This is a genomic window from Pseudomonas sp. UBA6562 (assembly GCF_002434265.1).
Taxonomy (GTDB): Bacteria; Pseudomonadota; Gammaproteobacteria; order Pseudomonadales; family Pseudomonadaceae; genus Aquipseudomonas.
In genome coordinates this window covers 369,009-385,985 of sequence record NZ_DJJS01000008.1, presented here as the reverse complement: position 1 = coordinate 385,985, position 16,977 = coordinate 369,009, and the positions used below count along the sequence as shown (strand labels likewise).

Annotated in this window: 16 protein-coding genes; 13 read left to right on the top strand and 3 right to left on the bottom strand. The window is 66.6% G+C overall.

The window, feature by feature from the left end:
* The first annotated feature begins 47 nt into the window (after positions 1-47).
* Complete coding sequence (locus tag B4M43_RS17390) at positions 48-944, top strand: 1-aminocyclopropane-1-carboxylate deaminase/D-cysteine desulfhydrase (protein ID WP_296268712.1); 897 nt, start codon at positions 48-50, stop codon at positions 942-944.
* On the opposite strand, the gene B4M43_RS17385 is transcribed toward B4M43_RS17390, so the two are convergent.
* Entirely contained in the window at positions 935-1,480 is a 546-nt protein-coding gene (locus B4M43_RS17385) for a cytochrome b (protein ID WP_296268711.1), read from the bottom strand. The two genes, B4M43_RS17390 and B4M43_RS17385, sit on opposite strands and share 10 nt — an antisense overlap.
* Before the next feature lie 197 nt (positions 1,481-1,677).
* Positions 1,678-2,700 carry a DUF1853 family protein gene (locus tag B4M43_RS17380; RefSeq protein WP_414707868.1) on the bottom strand — a complete coding sequence of 341 codons (1,023 nt, stop codon included), beginning with the start codon at positions 2,698-2,700 and terminating at the stop codon, positions 1,678-1,680.
* A gap of 62 nt (positions 2,701-2,762) precedes the next feature.
* Between B4M43_RS17380 and B4M43_RS17375 the strand changes: the two genes are divergently transcribed.
* From B4M43_RS17375 to pepN, 6 genes are all read left to right on the top strand, one after another.
* A complete protein-coding gene (locus tag B4M43_RS17375; protein ID WP_296268710.1) occupies positions 2,763-3,653 on the top strand; it encodes an NAD(+) kinase in 891 nt (296 codons plus the stop codon).
* Positions 3,653-4,624, top strand: coding sequence for a metallophosphoesterase (locus tag B4M43_RS17370; RefSeq protein ID WP_296268709.1), 972 nt, complete (start codon positions 3,653-3,655; stop codon positions 4,622-4,624). The genes B4M43_RS17375 and B4M43_RS17370 overlap by 1 nt, the downstream gene beginning before the upstream one ends.
* The gene (locus B4M43_RS17365) at positions 4,621-5,508 is read left to right on the top strand and encodes a rhomboid family intramembrane serine protease (protein ID WP_296268708.1); all 888 of its coding nucleotides are present in this window, start codon (positions 4,621-4,623) and stop codon (positions 5,506-5,508) included. The genes B4M43_RS17370 and B4M43_RS17365 overlap by 4 nt, the downstream gene beginning before the upstream one ends.
* 160 nt (positions 5,509-5,668) lie before the next feature.
* Positions 5,669-5,929, top strand: a complete 261-nt coding sequence (locus tag B4M43_RS17360) for a YeaC family protein (protein ID WP_296268707.1) — start codon at positions 5,669-5,671, stop codon at positions 5,927-5,929.
* Complete coding sequence (locus B4M43_RS17355; RefSeq protein WP_296268706.1) at positions 5,926-6,756, top strand: DUF2797 domain-containing protein; 831 nt, start codon at positions 5,926-5,928, stop codon at positions 6,754-6,756. The genes B4M43_RS17360 and B4M43_RS17355 overlap by 4 nt, the downstream gene beginning before the upstream one ends.
* A 13-nt stretch (positions 6,757-6,769) precedes the next feature.
* Entirely contained in the window at positions 6,770-9,427 is a 2,658-nt protein-coding gene (pepN, locus tag B4M43_RS17350) for an aminopeptidase N (RefSeq protein ID WP_296268705.1), read from the top strand.
* A gap of 77 nt (positions 9,428-9,504) precedes the next feature.
* On the opposite strand, the gene B4M43_RS17345 is transcribed toward pepN, so the two are convergent.
* Entirely contained in the window at positions 9,505-10,440 is a 936-nt protein-coding gene (locus B4M43_RS17345; RefSeq protein WP_296268704.1) for a GlxA family transcriptional regulator, read from the bottom strand.
* 96 nt (positions 10,441-10,536) lie between these two features.
* Here B4M43_RS17345 and B4M43_RS17340 point away from each other — a divergent pair, with 96 nt between their 5' ends.
* The 6 genes from B4M43_RS17340 (at position 10,537) to B4M43_RS17315 (ending at position 16,842) form a co-directional block, all read left to right on the top strand.
* On the top strand, positions 10,537-11,046 hold the full coding sequence (locus B4M43_RS17340; protein WP_296268703.1) for a cysteine hydrolase family protein: 510 nt from the start codon (positions 10,537-10,539) through the stop codon (positions 11,044-11,046).
* A 153-nt stretch (positions 11,047-11,199) separates the two neighbouring features.
* A complete protein-coding gene (locus B4M43_RS17335; protein WP_296268702.1) occupies positions 11,200-11,631 on the top strand; it encodes a GFA family protein in 432 nt (143 codons plus the stop codon).
* Positions 11,632-11,888: 257 nt separating this feature from the next.
* Positions 11,889-12,911 carry a YCF48-related protein gene (locus B4M43_RS17330; protein WP_296268701.1) on the top strand — a complete coding sequence of 341 codons (1,023 nt, stop codon included), beginning with the start codon at positions 11,889-11,891 and terminating at the stop codon, positions 12,909-12,911.
* On the top strand, positions 12,908-15,295 hold the full coding sequence (locus B4M43_RS17325; protein ID WP_296268700.1) for an efflux RND transporter permease subunit: 2,388 nt from the start codon (positions 12,908-12,910) through the stop codon (positions 15,293-15,295). The genes B4M43_RS17330 and B4M43_RS17325 overlap by 4 nt, the downstream gene beginning before the upstream one ends.
* Before the next feature lie 163 nt (positions 15,296-15,458).
* The gene (locus B4M43_RS17320; protein ID WP_296268699.1) at positions 15,459-15,746 is read left to right on the top strand and encodes a DUF5629 family protein; all 288 of its coding nucleotides are present in this window, start codon (positions 15,459-15,461) and stop codon (positions 15,744-15,746) included.
* Positions 15,712-16,842, top strand: coding sequence for a lactonase family protein (locus B4M43_RS17315; RefSeq protein WP_296268698.1), 1,131 nt, complete (start codon positions 15,712-15,714; stop codon positions 16,840-16,842). The genes B4M43_RS17320 and B4M43_RS17315 overlap by 35 nt, the downstream gene beginning before the upstream one ends.
* Positions 16,843-16,977: the final 135 nt, after the last annotated feature.

Here is a 16,977-nt window from a genome sequence, read left to right as displayed (position 1 = left end):
GCATGTCACCTGTTAGACTGTCGCCCCGCCCAATACCCGATGCTCGCATGCCGGTCCTGCCCGAACTCCCCACCGCCCCCTTGCAACCCCTGAACCTGCCCTGGCTCGAACGGGCCGGCATACAGGCCGCGATCCTGCGCCTGGACCTGATCGACCCGCTGATCGGTGGCAACAAGTGGTTCAAGCTGCGCCACCACCTGCTCGCGGCCTACGCTGCCGGTGCGCCCGGCCTGATCGGCCTGGGCGGCAACCATTCCAACCACCTGCACGCCCTGGCAGCGGCCGGCCAGCGCTTGGGGCTGCCCACCGCCGGCCTGCTGCGCGGGCATGCACAGCACACGCCGACCGTCGAAGACCTCCAGCGTTTCGGCATGCAGCTGCACTGGCTGGGCTACGGCGGCTATCGCGCACGGCACCAGGCAGACTTCTGGGCGCCCTGGCACGAACGTTATCCCGGTTGGTACTGCATCCCCGAAGGCGGTGGCGGTGCAGCAGGGGCGTTGGGTTGCCAAGCCATCGTCGAGCAGGCGCGCAGGCAGTTGCCGGCGCTCGGCTGGGCCGACTACGACGCCTGGTGGCTGGCGGTGGGTACCGGCACCACTTTGGCCGGCCTGGTTCAGGCCGAGGCGGGCGAGCACCCCGTGCATGGGGCGCTGGCAGTGCCTGCCGACCATGGCGTGGCGGCTACCGTGCGGGCCCTGGCCGGTGACCACGGCTACCGCCTGCACGACGCCAGCCGCGGCGGCTTTGCAAAAATCGACGAAGCGTTGCTGAGCTTCGTCGATACCTGCGAGCGCGACAGCGGCATACCGCTGGAGGCGCTGTACAGCGGCAAGCTGCTGATGGCGTTGCACGAGCAGGTCGCTGCCGGCGAGGTCGCCCGCGGCAGCCGGCTGCTGCTGGTGCACGGCGGCGGGTTGCAAGGGCGGCGCGGTTACCGCTGAGGCAGCATGCGCCGCAGGGTGTTGTCGCGGCGCACCCAGTGGTGGTACAGCCCGGCGACGGCATGCAGGCCGATCAACCAATAACCCCAAGTGCCGACCCGCTCATGCCAGCCCTTGATGAACTTGGCGAGGTCCGGTTTGGGTTCGATCAATGCGGGCAACTCCAGGCCGTAGAACGGAACGGGTTTGCCGGCGGCGCTGAGGATCAGCCAACCGGCTAACGGCATCCCGATCAGCAGCCCGTACAGCAGCAGGTGCACCAGATGCGCCAGGCCCGTCTGCCAGGCGGGGGGCTTGGGCAGGATGGGCGGCGTCGGGTTGCGCAGGCGCGTGGCCAGGCGCAGCCATACCAGCACGAAGACGGTCAGGCCGAGCATGAAGTGCAGGGCCTTCATCAGGTCGCGCTCGGCGCTGTCGCGGGGGAACAGGCCGCGAAACTCGATGCAGGCGTAGACCGCCGCCAGCAGGACGAGGGTGAGCCAGTGCAGCAGGATCGACAGCCGCGCGTAATGCGTGGGTGGGGTGGTTGTGGTCATGGGTGGGTCTCGTCATCAGGTCACGGAACGGGTCGCGCTCTGTCGGCGCTGGGTCTAGCGATGTGGCACAGGCATCCACGCGTGCCGTCGCTCAGTCTAGACGCGAGTCGACCGCTTGGCGGCACGTGGTCATGTGGGCTCTTGGCCGTATTCGTTCCAGCGGTTTGGGTCGGCAGAGGCCGCAGCCGCAGGCCAGGTCAGGTGGCTGCGTTTGTGGCAGCCTCTGCGCCTACAGAGGCTGGCGCCGGCCATTGATCGCTCACCAGAAACACCCGTTCGCGCTCCGTGCAGATGCCGTCGGTCTCAGGCGCCAGCCTGACCAGCAGCCGCGCTGAAGCTTGCGGCTCCAGCAAGGCCCGCCACTGCTCGAATTGCGCTACCGACCACGCGCGCGCCTGCTCCACCCGCGCCGGCGCCAGCCAGCGTTCGCGCGGCAGCGGCTGCCAATGTCCTGCCGGACGGCTGGCGGCGAAACCTGCCCAGTCGCTTTGCCGTACCCAATGCCCGTGTAGATGATCGACCGCGGCGCCGGCAGGTGGCCTGCACCCTGTGGACCAGGGATAGAACAGGTAGCCGCCTAGCCACAGGTGCGACTGCGGGGTGTCGATCCCCAGTGCCGCCAGGGCGGTGCGCGTCTCGGGGTGCGCCGCCATCGGCAGTTGATGGTTGGCCAGGTGGGCGAGTTTGCTGCCCAAGCGGTCGTGGCAGCCTGGCCCCAACCACTGTTCGGCTTGTTCGCCGGCGTCCTGTTCGGGCCCCAGGTAGAGTTTGATGGCCAGCTCCAGGTGGTGCACTCCGGTACGGTCGCGCAGCAGCACGTCGAGCTCGCCTAGCGTGCGCCCGGCCGCCCGGATCGGCAGGTTGCTGGCCAGCAGCTCGATGCCCGGCGCAGCGCTCAGTGCGAAATGCCAGAGCCGCTCGTAATACAGGCCCAGGCGCCGGCTGCCGCGTTGTGCCAGCCAGACGTCCAGCGATTCGGGGGATTGGTCCAGTTGGCGCAACCAGTCTTCCAGCACCTGCGGCGCGTCGACCCAGGCGCTGGCCGTCAGCGGATGGCGCTGGGCCCCGGCGCAGTGGCGCATCAGTGCCGGCGAGAGCAGTGTCCAGGCCAGGTCGCGCACGCTGTCATGCCGTAGCTGGCCGGGCAGGGTGGCGAGCGCAGGGAAAGGATTCACGCTGCCAATCTCGCTGGTTTGCCGCTGGCCGTCGGTTTCGCCCATAATTCACCCCTTAGTGCCGCAAAGGCCATTCGCAATCCGCCGTAGAGCCTAGCAGGAGCCCCATGGAGCAATTTCGCAATATCGGAATCATCGGTCGTCTCAACAGCGCCCAGGTGCTCGACACGATCCGCCGACTGAAAAAATTCCTCATCGAGCGGCACCTGCACGTGATTCTCGAAGACACCATCGCCGAGGTCCTGCCTGGGCATGGCTTGCAGACGTCTTCGCGCAAGCTGCTGGGCGAGGTGTGCGACCTGGTCATCGTGGTCGGCGGCGACGGCAGCCTGCTCGGCGCCGCACGCGCGCTGGCCCGGCACAATACCCCGGTGCTGGGCATCAACCGCGGCAACCTGGGCTTTCTCACCGACATCCGCCCCGACGAGCTGGAAACCAAGGTCGCCGAGGTGCTCGACGGCCACTACCTGGTCGAGAACCGCTTCCTGCTGCAAGCCGAAGTGCGCCACCACAACGAAGCCATCGGCCAAGGCGACGCGCTGAACGATGTGGTGCTGCACCCTGGCAAGTCGACGCGCATGATCGAGTTCGAAATCTACATCGACGGCCAGTTCGTGTGCAGCCAGAAGGCCGACGGCCTGATCGTCTCCACCCCCACCGGGTCCACCGCCTACGCCCTGTCGGCCGGCGGACCGATCATGCACCCCAAGCTCGACGCCATCGTCATCGTGCCGATGTACCCGCACACCCTGTCGGGCCGGCCGATCGTGGTCGACGGCAACAGCGAACTGAAGATCGTGGTGTCCAAGGACCTGCAGATCTACCCGCAAGTGTCGTGCGACGGGCAGAACCACTTCACCTGCGCGCCGGGCGATACCGTCACGGTGAGCAAGAAGCCGCAGAAGCTGCGCCTGATCCACCCCCTGGGGCACAACTACTACGAGGTCTGCCGCACCAAACTCGGGTGGGGCAGCCGCTTGGGGGGCAGGGACGACTGATGCTCGATCCGGCGCGCAGTTTTGACATCATCGGCGACGTGCATGGCTGTGCCCATACCCTTGAGCGCCTGCTCGACGCGCTCGGCTACCGCCGCCAGGGCGGCGTCTGGCGCCACCTACGGCGCCAGGTGCTGTTCCTCGGCGACATCGTCGACCGCGGCCCGCGCATCCGCGAGGCCCTGCACCTGGTGCACGACATGGTCGAGGCCGGGGAGGCGTTCTGCATCATGGGCAACCATGAGTACAACGCCCTGGGTTGGGTCACCCCGGCGCTGCCCGGCAGCGGCAAGACCCATGTGCGCGAGCACACGCCGCGCCATACCCGGCTGATCGAAGACACCCTCAGCCAGTTCGCCCAGCACCCGGCCGACTGGCACGACTTCACCCAGTGGTTCTACCGCCTGCCGCTGTTCATCGACGCCGGGCGTTTCCGCCTGGTGCATGCCTGCTGGGACTCGGACCTGATCGCTCAACTGCGCAGACAATACCCCGACGGCTGTGTGGACCCGCACTTCATCCAGGCTTCGGCGGTGTCCGGCAGCTTCGCCTCCAGCGTGTGCAACCGCCTGCTGCGCGGTACCGACATGCGCCTGCCCGACGGTCTGACCCTGACCGGCGGCGACGGCCTGACCCGCGCCTTCTTCCGCACCAAGTTCTGGGAAGACGATCCGCAGACCTACGGCGACATCGTCTTCCAACCCGACGCGCTGCCCGAAGACGTCGCCCGCACGCCGCTCGACCCGAAACAGAAGCAGGCCCTGCTGCGCTACCCGGAAGACGAGCCGCTGCTGTTCGTCGGCCACTATTGGCGCAGCGGGCCGCCCAGCCCGATTCGGCCCAACCTGGCTTGCCTGGACTACAGCGCAGTGCTGTACGGCAAGCTGGTGGCCTACCGGCTGGACCAGGAAACCCGCATCGACCCCGACAAGTTCGTCTGGGTCGACGTCGAACGCTCGCAGGCCAACCCATGAACTACATCGACGTGCTGCGCCTGCCGCTGAGCACCGACCTCGGTCCTTTCGTACGCGACCTGCAACGCCTGGACCTGCCGCACCGGGTCAGCGAAGAGGGCGAGGTGCAGGTGCTGTGGGCGCCCGAGGCGTTGGCCGGCGACGTACGCGCGCTGTACGAGCGGCATCTGCGCGGCGAAGCGCTGCCGACCGTGCAGGCGCCTCCGGTCGAGCAGTCGCAGCCGTCACCGCACGCCGCGCCTTCGTTGCTGGCCCAGGCCAAGGCCTGCAAGGTCACCACCCTGGTCATCGTGCTGTGCCTGTTGGTGGCGGGCGTGACCGGGCTTGGCGACAACCTGGACACGGTCGGCTGGTTCACCTTCCTGGAAGTGCAGGTGCGGGGCGACTACCTGTATTTCACCTCCTTCGCCCAAGGCCTGGCCGATGGCCAATGGTGGCGGCTGCTGTCGCCGATGCTGCTGCATTTCGGCGTGCTGCACCTGGCCATGAACAGCCTGTGGTACTGGGAGCTGGGCAAGCGCATCGAGCTGCGCCAGGGGCCATGGGCACTGCTGGGGCTGACCGTGTTGTTCTCCCTGGTGTCGAACCTGGCGCAGCATTTCGTCGGCGGGCCGAGCCTGTTCGGCGGCTTGTCCGGCGTGCTCTACGGCCTGCTCGGGCACATCTGGCTGTTCCAGCGCCTGGCGCCCACTGCGCAGTTCGCACTGCCCAAGGGCGTGCTGGTGATGATGCTGGTCTGGCTCGTGGTGTGCCTGACCGGCGTGGTCGGCCAGCTCGGCATGGGCCAGATCGCCAACGCCGCCCATGTGGGCGGGCTGCTCATCGGTTGCGTCACGGGCCTCTTGGGTGGGGCACTGGCGCGGCGTAAACTAGGCGCTTTCTGACGGCCTCTTGTGTCCATGCCCACTTGAATTCGCGCGTGCAAGACTTATGTCTACACGCGTCGAGTGCGACTTCAGCCGTTCTCCCCTTTACTTCGCCTTGCGCGAGCTTCGCGCAACCTCCATTCCAGACCGGGCCCATTGGCTCGCCACAGGAGACGCCATGTCGACGTTCGAACAAATGATCGAAAACATCACCCCTGACATTTATCAAAGCTTGAAGACCGCAGTCGAGCTGGGCCGCTGGTCCGACGGGCGCAAGCTCACGCTGGAGCAGAAAGAACTGTCGCTGCAGGCGGTGATCGCCTGGGAAGCCAAGCACCTGCCCGAAGACCAGCGCACCGGCTACATGGGGCCGCAGGAATGCGCCTCCAAATCCGCGCCCATCCCCAACATCCTGTTCAAGTCGGACTCGGTACATTGATCGAACTCGCTCGTGGCTCGTTGAGCAAAATGGCCGTGCGTCTCGACGCTACGGACGTGCACTACAGTTTCCGCCTGGGCGAAGCCCTGGTGCCGGTCAACCCGCTGATCGGCCAGTCGCTGCGCCTGGAATACCTGGGTGCCATCCATTGCAGCCACTGCGGCAAGCGCACCAAGACCAGCTTCAGCCAGGGCTACTGCTATCCCTGCATGACCAAGCTGGCCCAGTGCGACCTGTGCATCATGGCCCCGGAACGCTGCCACTACGACGCCGGCACCTGCCGCGATCCGTCCTGGGGCGAGCAGTTCTGCATGACCGACCACATCGTCTATCTCGCCAACTCCTCTGGCGTCAAAGTGGGCATCACCCGCGCCACCCAACTGCCCACCCGCTGGCTCGACCAGGGCGCCAGCCAGGCGCTGCCGATCCTGCGCGTGGGCACGCGCCAGCAATCGGGCCTGGTGGAAGACCTGCTGCGCAGCCAGGTGCCCGACCGCACCAACTGGCGCGCCTTGCTCAAGGGCGAGGCCGAGCCCCTGGATCTGGTCGCCGTGCGCGAGCGCATTTTCGACGCCTGCGCCGAAGGCCTGCGCGAGCTGCAAGGGCGCTTCGGCCTGCAAGCGATCCAGCCGCTGCCCGCCGCCGAAGTGGTGCAGATGCGCTACCCGGTACAGGCCTATCCGCAGAAGATCGTCAGCTTCAACCTGGACAAGAACCCGGTGGTAGAGGGCACGCTGCTGGGCATCAAGGGTCAATACCTGATCTTCGACACCGGCGTGATCAACATTCGCAAGTACACGGCCTATCAACTCGCCGTGCTCCAGTAAAAAGGACCGCCCCATGCGCACCGAACAACCGCAAGCGATCTACCTCAAGGACTACCAGGCGCCTGAGTACCTGATCGACGAGACGCACCTGACCTTCGAGCTGTTCGAGGACCACACCCTGGTCCATGCGCAACTGGTCATGCGCCGCAACCCGGCCCACGGCGACGGCTTGCCGGCGCTGGTGCTCGACGGCCAGCACCTGGAGCTGCTCAGCGTGCAGCTCGACGACCAGGCCCTGAGCCCGAGCGACTACCAGCTCGACGCCGACAGCCTGACCCTGCACCCCAGCGCCGAGCGCTTCACCCTCGACACCTCGGTGCGCATCCACCCGGAAAGCAACACCGCCCTCGAAGGCCTGTACAAGTCGGGCAAGATGTTCTGCACCCAGTGCGAGGCCGAGGGCTTCCGCAAGATCACCTACTACCTCGACCGCCCCGACGTGATGAGCGTGTTCACCACCACGGTGATCGCCGAGCAGCATCGCTACCCGGTGCTGCTGTCTAACGGCAATCCGGTCGGCAGCGGTCCGGCCGAAGACGGTCGGCACTGGGCGACTTGGGAAGACCCGTTCATGAAACCGGCCTACCTGTTCGCCCTGGTGGCCGGCGACCTGTGGTGCGTGGAAGACAGCTTCACCCGCCAGTCCGGCCGGGAAGTGGCGCTGCGCATCTACGTCGAGCCGGAAAACCTCGACAAGTGCGAGCACGCCATGGTCAGCCTGAAGAAGTCGATGCGCTGGGACGAAGAGGTGTACGGCCGCGAATACGACCTGGACATCTTCATGATCGTCGCGGTCAACGACTTCAACATGGGCGCCATGGAAAACAAGGGCCTGAACATCTTCAACTCCAGTTGCGTGCTGGCCCGCGCCGAGACCGCCACCGACGCCGCGCACCAGCGCGTCGAAGCGGTGGTGGCCCACGAATACTTCCACAACTGGTCGGGCAACCGCGTGACCTGCCGCGACTGGTTCCAGCTCTCGCTCAAGGAAGGCTTCACGGTGTTCCGCGACGCCGAGTTCAGCGCCGACATGAACTCGGCCACGGTCAAGCGCATCGAGGACGTCGCCTACCTGCGCACCCACCAGTTCGCCGAAGACGCCGGCCCCATGGCCCACCCGGTACGCCCCGACAGCTTCATCGAGATTTCCAACTTCTACACCCTGACCATCTACGAAAAGGGTTCGGAAGTGGTGCGCATGGTCCGTACCCTGCTCGGCGCCGAAGGCTTCCGCAAGGGCAGCGACCTGTACTTCGAGCGCCACGACGGCCAGGCCGTGACCTGCGACGACTTCATCCAGGCCATGGAAGACGCCACCGGCGCCGACCTGACCCAGTTCAAGCGCTGGTACGTGCAGGCCGGCACGCCGCGCCTGGCCGTCAGCGAAGCCTGGGACGAACAGGCCCAACGCTACAGCCTGACCTTCCGCCAGAGCTGTCCGGCCACCCCGGACGGCCGCGAAAAACTGCCGTTCGTGATCCCCGTGGAAATGGGCCTGCTGGATGCCGCCGGCAACGATCTGCCGCTGCACCTGCAAGGCGAAGCGGCCGCCCAGGGCACCACCCGCGTGCTGTCGGTGACCGAGGCCGAACAGACTTTCGTCTTCGAGGGGCTGACCGCCAAGCCGTTGCCGTCGCTGCTGCGCGGCTTCAGCGCACCGGTCAAGCTGAGCTTCCCCTACGACCGCGACCAACTGATGTTCCTCATGCAGCACGACAGCGATGGCTTCAACCGCTGGGAAGCGGGCCAGCAGTTGGCGGTGCAGGTGTTGCAGGAACTGATCGAACAGCACCAACGCGGTGAGGCGTTCCACCTGGACCCACGGCTGATCGCGGCCTTGGGCACGGTATTGGGCGATGAATCGCTGGACCCGGCCATGGTCGCCGAAATGCTGTCGCTGCCGGGCGAGGCCTACCTCACCGAAATCAGCGAAGTGGCCGACGTCGACGCCATCCATGCCGCCCGCGACTTCGCCCGCCAGCAGATCGCCGAGCAGTTGCATACGGCGCTGTGGGATCGCTACCAGGCCAACCGCGAAGTGTCGCGCAGCACGCCTTACGTGGCGTCCGCCGAGCATTTCGCCCGCCGCGGCCTGCAGAACATCGCGCTGTCGTACCTGATGCTCACCGGCAAACCGGACGTGCTCGCCGCGACCCTCGAGCAGTTCGAACACTGCGACAACATGACCGAGCGCCTGACCGCCCTGGCCGTGCTGGTCAATTCGCCGTTCAGTGCCGAGCGCGAGCAGGCGTTGCAGGCCTTCGCCGAGCACTTCAAGGACAACCCGCTGGTCATGGACCAGTGGTTCAGCGTGCAGGCGGCCAGCACCCAGCCGGGCGGGCTGGCGCGGGTCAAGGCGCTGATGCAGCACCCGGCCTTCACCTTGAAGAACCCGAACAAGGTCCGCGCGCTGATCGGCGCCTTCGCCGGGCAGAACCTGGTCAACTTCCACGCCGCCGACGGCTCGGGCTACCGCTTCCTGGCCGATCTGGTCATCGAGCTGAACGCCCTCAACCCGCAGATCGCTTCGCGGCAACTGGCGCCGCTGACCCGCTGGCGCAAGTACGACGCGGCGCGCCAGGCGCTGATGAAGGGGGAGTTGCAGCGGATTCTCGACTCCGGGGCGTTGTCCAGCGATGTGTATGAGGTGGTGAGCAAGAGCTTGGCCTAAGCCCTTCGACGCCAACCTCAGGCGTCGAGCCTTCCGCCGCCGTGTTTTCCACCCTGGAAGCGCGGCGGCAGCGGGTGCTACAGGCGATAGTCCAGCCGCTGCTTGGCTGCCCATTGCCGCGGCGACATGCCGTGTTCGCGCTTGAACGCCAAGCGCATCGCCTGCCCATCGGCGAACCCACAGTGCACCGCCGTCAGCTCGATCGGGCTGCCGCGTGCCAACAGCTCCTGTGCACGTGCGATGCGTGCGCGTCTCAGCCAGCCGCTCAAATTGTCTCCCGTGCGTGCCCGGATATGCCGCGTCAGGCTGCGCAGGCTCACGCCTGCACGCTTGGCCAGGACGTCTAGCGACGGTGTGTCGCGTGGGTCCTGCCAGAGCGCTTCGAGCAAGTCCGCCACACGGTGCTCGGCGAGTGAGGCGGGCGCAGGGCGCTCGGGCAACTGCGCATGGCCGCCCGAGCGTTGCGGCGCGACGACCAGCTGGCGCGCGACGCGATTGGCTTCGGCCTGTCCCGAAAAGCGTGCCACCAAGTGCAGGCAGCAGTCCAGTCCGGCCGCGACACCGGCCGAGGTCACCAACGCGCCTTCGTCGATGAACAGCGCGCCGGGGTCGACGTCCACGGCCGGAAAGCACGCCGCGAAACGCTCTGCTTCGGCCCAGTGGGTGGTGGCGCGGCGGCCGTCGAGCAGGCCCGCCTGGGCCAGACCGATGGTGCCCAAGCACAGGCCCACGACCACGGCGCCCCGCTCGGCGGCCTGGCGCAACACTTCGACCATCGCCTGTGGCACCGGCTCGCGCGCATCGCGCCAGCCGGGCAGGATCACCACGTCGGCGGCGAGGGCGGCGTCCAGCGAAGCCGGCACGTTGAAGCTCAATCCGCCCTGGCCCAAGACCTGGCGGTCGAGGGCGCAGACCGTGATTTCATAGGCCGCGCCTGCGGCCTCGAACACCGCAAGCGGCGTGGAGAGCATGAAGGGGCTGACATGGTCGTAGGCGAGGAGGGCGATGTGCATTGGCCGAATCTAATCGAAAGATGGCCTTCCGGCCAGTCGTGCTCAGATTGTCAGGCGCCTAGAGTGGTGCCACCTCAACCCAACAAGGACACCTCCATGACTCGCGCATTGATCGTCATCGACATCCAGAACGACTATTTCCCAGGCGGTGTGCTACCGCTGCACGACGCCCAAGCGACTGTGGCCAGGGTTCGCCAGGCGATCGTCCACGCACGTGCTGTCGGCGACCGCATCGTACTGGTGCAGCATCTGTCGCCGGGCAGCACTGGCCTGCTTGCTACGGGCAGCCAAGGCGCGCGGATCGAGCCATCCATCCTTGACGCCGCCGGGGAGGCGCCGGTGGTCGTCAAGCAGGTGGCCGATGCTTTTCAGGAGACGGATTTGGCGAGCCACCTCGACGGCGTCGAGACCTTGCTGATCGGCGGAATGATGACGCAGAACTGTGTGGTGTTCACGGCCATGTCCGGGACGGCCCGAGCCTTTGACGTGATCGTGGTCGAAGACCTCTGTGCTGCGCCTACCGAAGCGGTACACCAGGTTGCGCTCAGTGCGTTGCGCTCCAAACTCAAGGTGCAGAGCACGGCACAGGTATGGCCGTCGGTGTAAGGGTGTCCGGGCCCGCGAGGTCGGGTTAGGCAGCCATGGCTGGGCAACCGAGCCCAGGTCAATGGCCGTCTAACTTGCTTCGCGGACTCTCCAGACTTGGCTGCCCAGCTATGCTGACAGGCTCCTAACCACCTGTTCGCCATCCGGTGCCCCATGACTGACCTCGATACCCGCCCCGTCCATACCGGCGCCTGCCATTGTGGCGCCGTGCGTTTCAGCGTGCGTCTGAGCGACGGCTTGGACAGCGCACGGCGCTGCAACTGTTCCTTTTGCCGCATGCGCGGCGCGGTGGCCGTATCGGCTGCCTTGGCCGACCTCAAGGTCGAGCAGGGCGAGTCCGCGCTCACGCTCTACCAGTTCAACACCGGCGAAGCCAAACACTGGTTCTGCTCGCGCTGCGGCATCTACACCTTTCACCAGCGACGCTCTTCGCCCGACCAGTACGGCATCAACGTGGCGTGCCTTGAAGGCATGAGTCCGTTCGATTTCGAGCGCGTGCCGGTCAGCGAAGGCATCGACCACCCCAAGGACCGCGTCGACGGCAAGTCCCAGGTCGCTGGCTGGCTGCGCTATGAGCGCGCGTAGGCGCGAGCGGTCGGCGCTCGACGGGCGGCTTCGTCCTACTGAAGCTACCGTCGTCGCCTACGCTTTCAAACGCTGTCGACGCGCCCATCACTGCCTTTTATGGCACTAACAAATTAACCCGAGCCTGCGTTGTGTTCCGTTCCGCTTCCCCGCTAGGATGGCCCATCGCTATCGCAGGGCGTCGTTCTTCTAGGGGCGCGCAAGCCGCCACGCCGGGCACACGCGAACCGACCCAATAACAACAACAGGGGAAGGCCATGACGGCACGAGCAAGGGTTCGCGGCAGGCACGCCGCCGCTGCGCTGATGAAAACGCTGCTGTGGGTGATGGCCTTCGCCACGGCCGCCAGCGCCGCCGAGCCGCCCTCCGAGCAGTCCGTGCCTTCGGCCCGTGCCGTGCACAGCCTGTTGATCGATGCCGCCTACGCCGGCGACCGCTTGGTGGTGGTCGGCGACCGTGGCCACATTTTGCTGTCGGACGACCAGGGCGCCACCTGGCGCCAGGCCCAGGTGCCCAGCCGGCAACTGCTCACCGCAGTGTATTTCGTCGACGCGCAGCACGGCTGGGCGGTCGGCCACGATGCGCAGATCCTCGCCAGCCGCGACGGCGGTGCAACGTGGAGCAAGCAGTTCGAAGACTTGGCCCGTGAGGCGCCGCTGCTCGACGTGTACTTCCTCGACACCCAGCGAGGTTTCGCCGTCGGCGCCTACGGCGCGCTGCTGCACACCGAAGACGGCGGCCAGCACTGGCAGGACGTCAGCGAACGCCTCGACAACCCCGACCAACTGCACCTCAACGCCATCGCCGCGATCAAGGGCCGCGGCCTGTTCATCGTCGGCGAGCAGGGCAGCCTGTACCGCTCCAGCGACGGCGGCCAACAGTGGGCGCGGCTGGAAAGCCCCTACGAAGGCTCGCTTTTCGGTGTGCTAGGCACTGCCACGCCCGGCACCGTGCTGGTCTACGGGCTGCGCGGCAACCTGCTGCGCTCCGACGACTTCGGCGACCGTTGGCACAGCGTCGAACTGCCCACCGCGCGCGGGCCGTTGGCCTTCGGCCTGGCGGGCGGCGCGCTGCTGGACGACGGCAGTGTGGTGGTGGTCGGCAACGGCGGCAGCGTGCTGCGCAGTCGCGACGGCGGCCAGCATTTCAGCGTGCACAACCGCGCCGACCGCCAGGCGTTGTCTGCCGTGGCGGGGCGCGCCAATGGCCTGCTGCTGGTCGGGCAGGGTGGAGTGCGTTTGACCGATGCCGACGGTGCGGATCAGGAGGTGCAGCCATGAATTCTGTTTCCCGCAAACCCGATGACGAGCAGGGTTCCTGGCTGGAACGCCTGATCTTCACCCACCGGCCGGCGGTGATCGCGCTGTGCCTGCTGGTCAGTGTGGTGCTGTTCTGGCAGGCCACCCTGATCCGCCCGTCCACCAGTTTCGAGAAGATGATCCCGCTGCAGCATCCATTCATCGAACGCATGCTCGAACACCGCCACGACCTGGCCAACCTGGGCAACACCGTGCGCATCTCGGTCGAGGCCGTGAACGGCGACATCTTCGACCCGGCCTACATGGAAACGCTGCGCCAGGTGCATGACGAAGTGTTCTACCTGCCCGGCGTCGACCGTGGCGGGCTGAAGTCGCTGTGGAGCCCCAGCGTGCGCTGGACCGAGGTGACCGAAGAGGGCTTCGCCGGCGGCGAGGTGATCCCCACCACCTACGACGGCTCGCCGGCCAGCCTCGATGCGCTGCGCGACAACGTGCTCAAATCCGGGCAGGTGGGGCGCCTGGTGGCCAACGACTTCCGCTCCAGCATCGTCGATGTGCCGTTGCTGGAAAGCTACCCCGACCCGCTGGACCAGAGCCGCCAGTTGAAACTCGACTACCGGCAGTTCTCCCACCAGCTCGAAGAAAAGGTGCGCGAGAAATTCCAGGCGCAGAACCCCAACGTCAAGGTGCACATCGTCGGCTTCGCCAAGAAGGTCGGCGACCTGATCGACGGTCTGCTGATGGTAGTGGTGTTCTTCGGCGTGGCGCTGCTGATCACCCTGGTGCTGCTGTACGGCTTCACCCGCTGCATCCGCAGCACCGTGGCGGTGCTCGGCACCACATTGGTGGCAGTGGTCTGGCAGTTGGGCCTGATGCATGCGCTGGGCTTCGGCCTGGACCCATACTCGATGCTGGTGCCGTTCCTGATCTTCGCCATCGGCATTTCCCACGGCGTGCAGAAGATCAACGGTATCGCCTTGCAGTCGAGCGACGCCGACAGCCCGTTGATCGCCGCGCGACGCACCTTCCGCCAGCTGTTCCTGCCGGGCATGATCGCCATCCTCGCCGACGCGGTGGGCTTCATCACCCTGCTGGTGATCGACATCGGCGTGATCCGCGAGCTGGCCATCGGCGCCTCGCTGGGCGTGGCAGTGATCGTGTTCACCAACCTGATCCTGCTGCCGGTGGCGATTTCCTATGTGGGCATCAGCCGCAAGGCCATCGCCCGCAGCAAGGCCGATGCCCACCGCGAACACCGCTTCTGGCGCCTGCTGGCACATTTCGCCAGTGCGCGGGTGGCGCCGGTGTCGATTGGCCTGGCGCTGCTGGCCTTCGCCGGCGGGCTCTGGTACAGCCAGCACCTGAAGATCGGCGACCTCGACCAGGGGGCCCCGGAACTGCGCCCCGACTCGCGCTACAACCAGGACAACCGCTTCATCATCGAGCACTACTCGACCAGCTCCGAGGTGCTGGTGGTGATGGTCAAGACACCGGCCGAGCAATGCTCGGTGCATGCCACGCTGGCGCCCATCGACGAGCTGACCTGGACCTTGCAGAACACCCCCGGCGTGCAGTCGGTGATTTCCCTGGTCACCGTCTCCAAGCAGGTGATCAAGGGCATGAACGAGGGCAGCCTGAAATGGGAGACCCTGTCGCGCAACGCCGATGTGCTGAACAACTCCATCGCCCGCGCCGACGGCCTGTACAACGCCGACTGTTCGCTGGCGCCGCTGCTGGTGTTCCTGAACGACCACAAGGCTGAAACCTTGGAGCAGGTCACTGCCGTGGCCCGCGATTTTGCCCCCAGCCATGATCGCGAGGGCTTGCAGTTCCTCCTCGCGGCGGGCAACGCCGGCATCGAGGCGGCGACCAACGAGGTCATCGCCTCGGCCGAGCTGACCATCCTGCTGCTGGTGTACCTGTGCGTGGCGGTGATGTGCCTGATCACCTTCCGCTCGTTCGCGGCGACCTTGTGCATCGTGCTGCCGCTGGTGCTGACCTCGGTGTTGGGCAACGCGCTGATGGCCTTCATGGGCATCGGCGTGAAGGTCGCGACCTTACCTGTGGTGGCGTTGGGGGTGGGCATCGGCGTGGACTACGGCATCTACATCTACAGCCGCCTGGAGCGCTTCCTGCGTGAGGGGTTGCCGTTGCAGGAGGCCTATTACCAGACGCTGCGCTCGACCGGCAAGGCGGTGCTGTTCACCGGGCTGTGCCTGGCCATCGGCGTGTGCACATGGATTTTCTCGGCCATCAAGTTCCAGGCCGACATGGGCCTGATGCTGACCTTCATGCTGCTGTGGAACATGATCGGCGCGCTGTGGCTGCTGCCGGCGCTGGCACGCTTCCTGATAAAGCCCGAGCGGTTGGCGGGCAAGCGGGGTGGGTCGTTGCTGGCGCATTGAGCGGCGAGGGCGGCGGGCGCGTCACCCTGTGCTGCGTGCCACACCCCCGTATGGGCCGTGGAGCGGTCTTCGTGCCGTCTCATGGCCCATCGCGTTGAAGCGCGGCGCCGGCCGACCGTTTCTACACGGTATAATGGCCGCCTTTTTTCGCTCTGGACGCCCCATGACCCTTCTCGCCGCACTCGAATCCTGCGACATGCTGCTGATCGACGACCTGCACTGCTTCGACTTCCACCTCGACGACGACGGCCTGATGGCCGAGTGCATGGACGGGCGGCAACTGCGCCGCTGGCAGTTCAACCCGCAGCAGGTCGCCGCTGCGCAACGCGAAGGCGATCAATGGCGCATCGATGGGGTCCAAGGGCAACACCGACTGGTGTGCATGAGTGCCTTACGCGCCACGGACGAGGACGACGATGAAGAAGATCCACAAGCACCTGCTCACGGCTAGCCTGCTGAGCCTCACGTTGCAGACCCAGGCCGCGACCCTGCTGGTCGGCAGCTACACCGACGGCGACAGCCACGGTATCTACCGCTACCACTTCGATCCTGCCCAGGGGCGCATCGAGCCGACCCCGCTGCAGGTGGTCAAAAGCGCCGACCCGTCCTGGCTGGTGCTGTCGGCCGACCAGCGCCTGCTGTATGCGGTCAACGAAGGCCGTGATGGGCAGGTGAGCAGCTTCGCACTGGCCGGCGACGGCACGATCAGCCCGTTGGGTCAGGTCGACAGCAAAGGCGCGGAACCGACCCACGCCAGCCTCAGCCATGACCAGCGCTACCTGTTCGTCGCCAATTACGGCGCCAAGGCCCCAGGCGGTAGCCTGGTGGCCTTGCCGATCGATCGCCAGGGTGCGCTCGGCGACGCCACCCAGCACCTGCGCCATGCGCCCAGCAAGGTGAACGCCGAGCGCCAGAGCGACGCCCATGTGCACTCGGTGGTGCTGGCGCCCGACGGGCAGCACCTGTACGCCAGCGACCTGGGCGCCGACAAGGTGTTCATCTACCGCTACGACGGCGCCAGCGACCGGCAGCCCCTGAGCCCGGCCCTGATGGCCAGCCTGCAACTGCCCGCTGGCAGCGGGCCGCGGCATCTACAATTCGACGCCAAAGGCGAACACGCCTACCTGACCCTGGAAATGTCCGGGGAAGTGGCGGTGCTGGACGTCAAACCCGACGGCGAGCTGCAACTGCAACAGCGCCTGCCCTTGACCGAGCAGCAAGACCCGGCCTTCAAGGCGGCCGGCGGCCTGCACCTGTCGGCTGACGGTCGTTTCCTGTACGTCAGCAACCGCGGCAAGGCCAACCAGATCGTCGCCTACCGCGTGGACCCGAAAGACGGCCGCCTGACCCTGCTGCAACGCCGAGCCGCCGAAGGCGAGCACCCGCGCGAGTTCGCCGTGGCGCCCGACGGCAAGTTCCTGTTGGTGGGCAACCAGCACAGCGACGAGATCGTGGTGCTGCAACGCGACCCACGCGAAGGCACGCTGGGCGAGGTGGTGCAACGGCTGCCGCAGGCGGCCCCGTCGGACCTCAAGTTCATCGAGTGATCGCCGGCCACGAGCCGGCCTGAGCCCGGCCTGGTCCAACCCTAGGAGCGGCCGGTTCGGCGCTCCGATCAGTCGCGATGGGCGGCGACGCCGTCCCGTTTCAGGCGGCGCTTACATTCTGTCGGGAGATGTCGC

What these genes read in the sequence shown, in the direction of transcription:
- B4M43_RS17390 (WP_296268712.1), top strand. Translation starts at nt 48, where the DNA reads ATGCCGGTCCTGCCCGAACTCCCCACCGCCCCCTTGCAACCCCTGAAC.
- B4M43_RS17385 (WP_296268711.1), bottom strand. Translation starts at nt 1,480, where the DNA reads ATGACCACAACCACCCCACCCACGCATTACGCGCGGCTGTCGATCCTG.
- B4M43_RS17380 (WP_414707868.1), bottom strand. Translation starts at nt 2,700, where the DNA reads ATGGGCGAAACCGACGGCCAGCGGCAAACCAGCGAGATTGGCAGCGTG.
- B4M43_RS17375 (WP_296268710.1), top strand. Translation starts at nt 2,763, where the DNA reads ATGGAGCAATTTCGCAATATCGGAATCATCGGTCGTCTCAACAGCGCC.
- B4M43_RS17370 (WP_296268709.1), top strand. Translation starts at nt 3,653, where the DNA reads ATGCTCGATCCGGCGCGCAGTTTTGACATCATCGGCGACGTGCATGGC.
- B4M43_RS17365 (WP_296268708.1), top strand. Translation starts at nt 4,621, where the DNA reads ATGAACTACATCGACGTGCTGCGCCTGCCGCTGAGCACCGACCTCGGT.
- B4M43_RS17360 (WP_296268707.1), top strand. Translation starts at nt 5,669, where the DNA reads ATGTCGACGTTCGAACAAATGATCGAAAACATCACCCCTGACATTTAT.
- pepN (WP_296268705.1), top strand. Translation starts at nt 6,770, where the DNA reads ATGCGCACCGAACAACCGCAAGCGATCTACCTCAAGGACTACCAGGCG.
- B4M43_RS17345 (WP_296268704.1), bottom strand. Translation starts at nt 10,440, where the DNA reads ATGCACATCGCCCTCCTCGCCTACGACCATGTCAGCCCCTTCATGCTC.
- B4M43_RS17340 (WP_296268703.1), top strand. Translation starts at nt 10,537, where the DNA reads ATGACTCGCGCATTGATCGTCATCGACATCCAGAACGACTATTTCCCA.
- B4M43_RS17335 (WP_296268702.1), top strand. Translation starts at nt 11,200, where the DNA reads ATGACTGACCTCGATACCCGCCCCGTCCATACCGGCGCCTGCCATTGT.
- B4M43_RS17330 (WP_296268701.1), top strand. Translation starts at nt 11,889, where the DNA reads ATGACGGCACGAGCAAGGGTTCGCGGCAGGCACGCCGCCGCTGCGCTG.
- B4M43_RS17325 (WP_296268700.1), top strand. Translation starts at nt 12,908, where the DNA reads ATGAATTCTGTTTCCCGCAAACCCGATGACGAGCAGGGTTCCTGGCTG.
- B4M43_RS17320 (WP_296268699.1), top strand. Translation starts at nt 15,459, where the DNA reads ATGACCCTTCTCGCCGCACTCGAATCCTGCGACATGCTGCTGATCGAC.
- B4M43_RS17315 (WP_296268698.1), top strand. Translation starts at nt 15,712, where the DNA reads ATGAAGAAGATCCACAAGCACCTGCTCACGGCTAGCCTGCTGAGCCTC.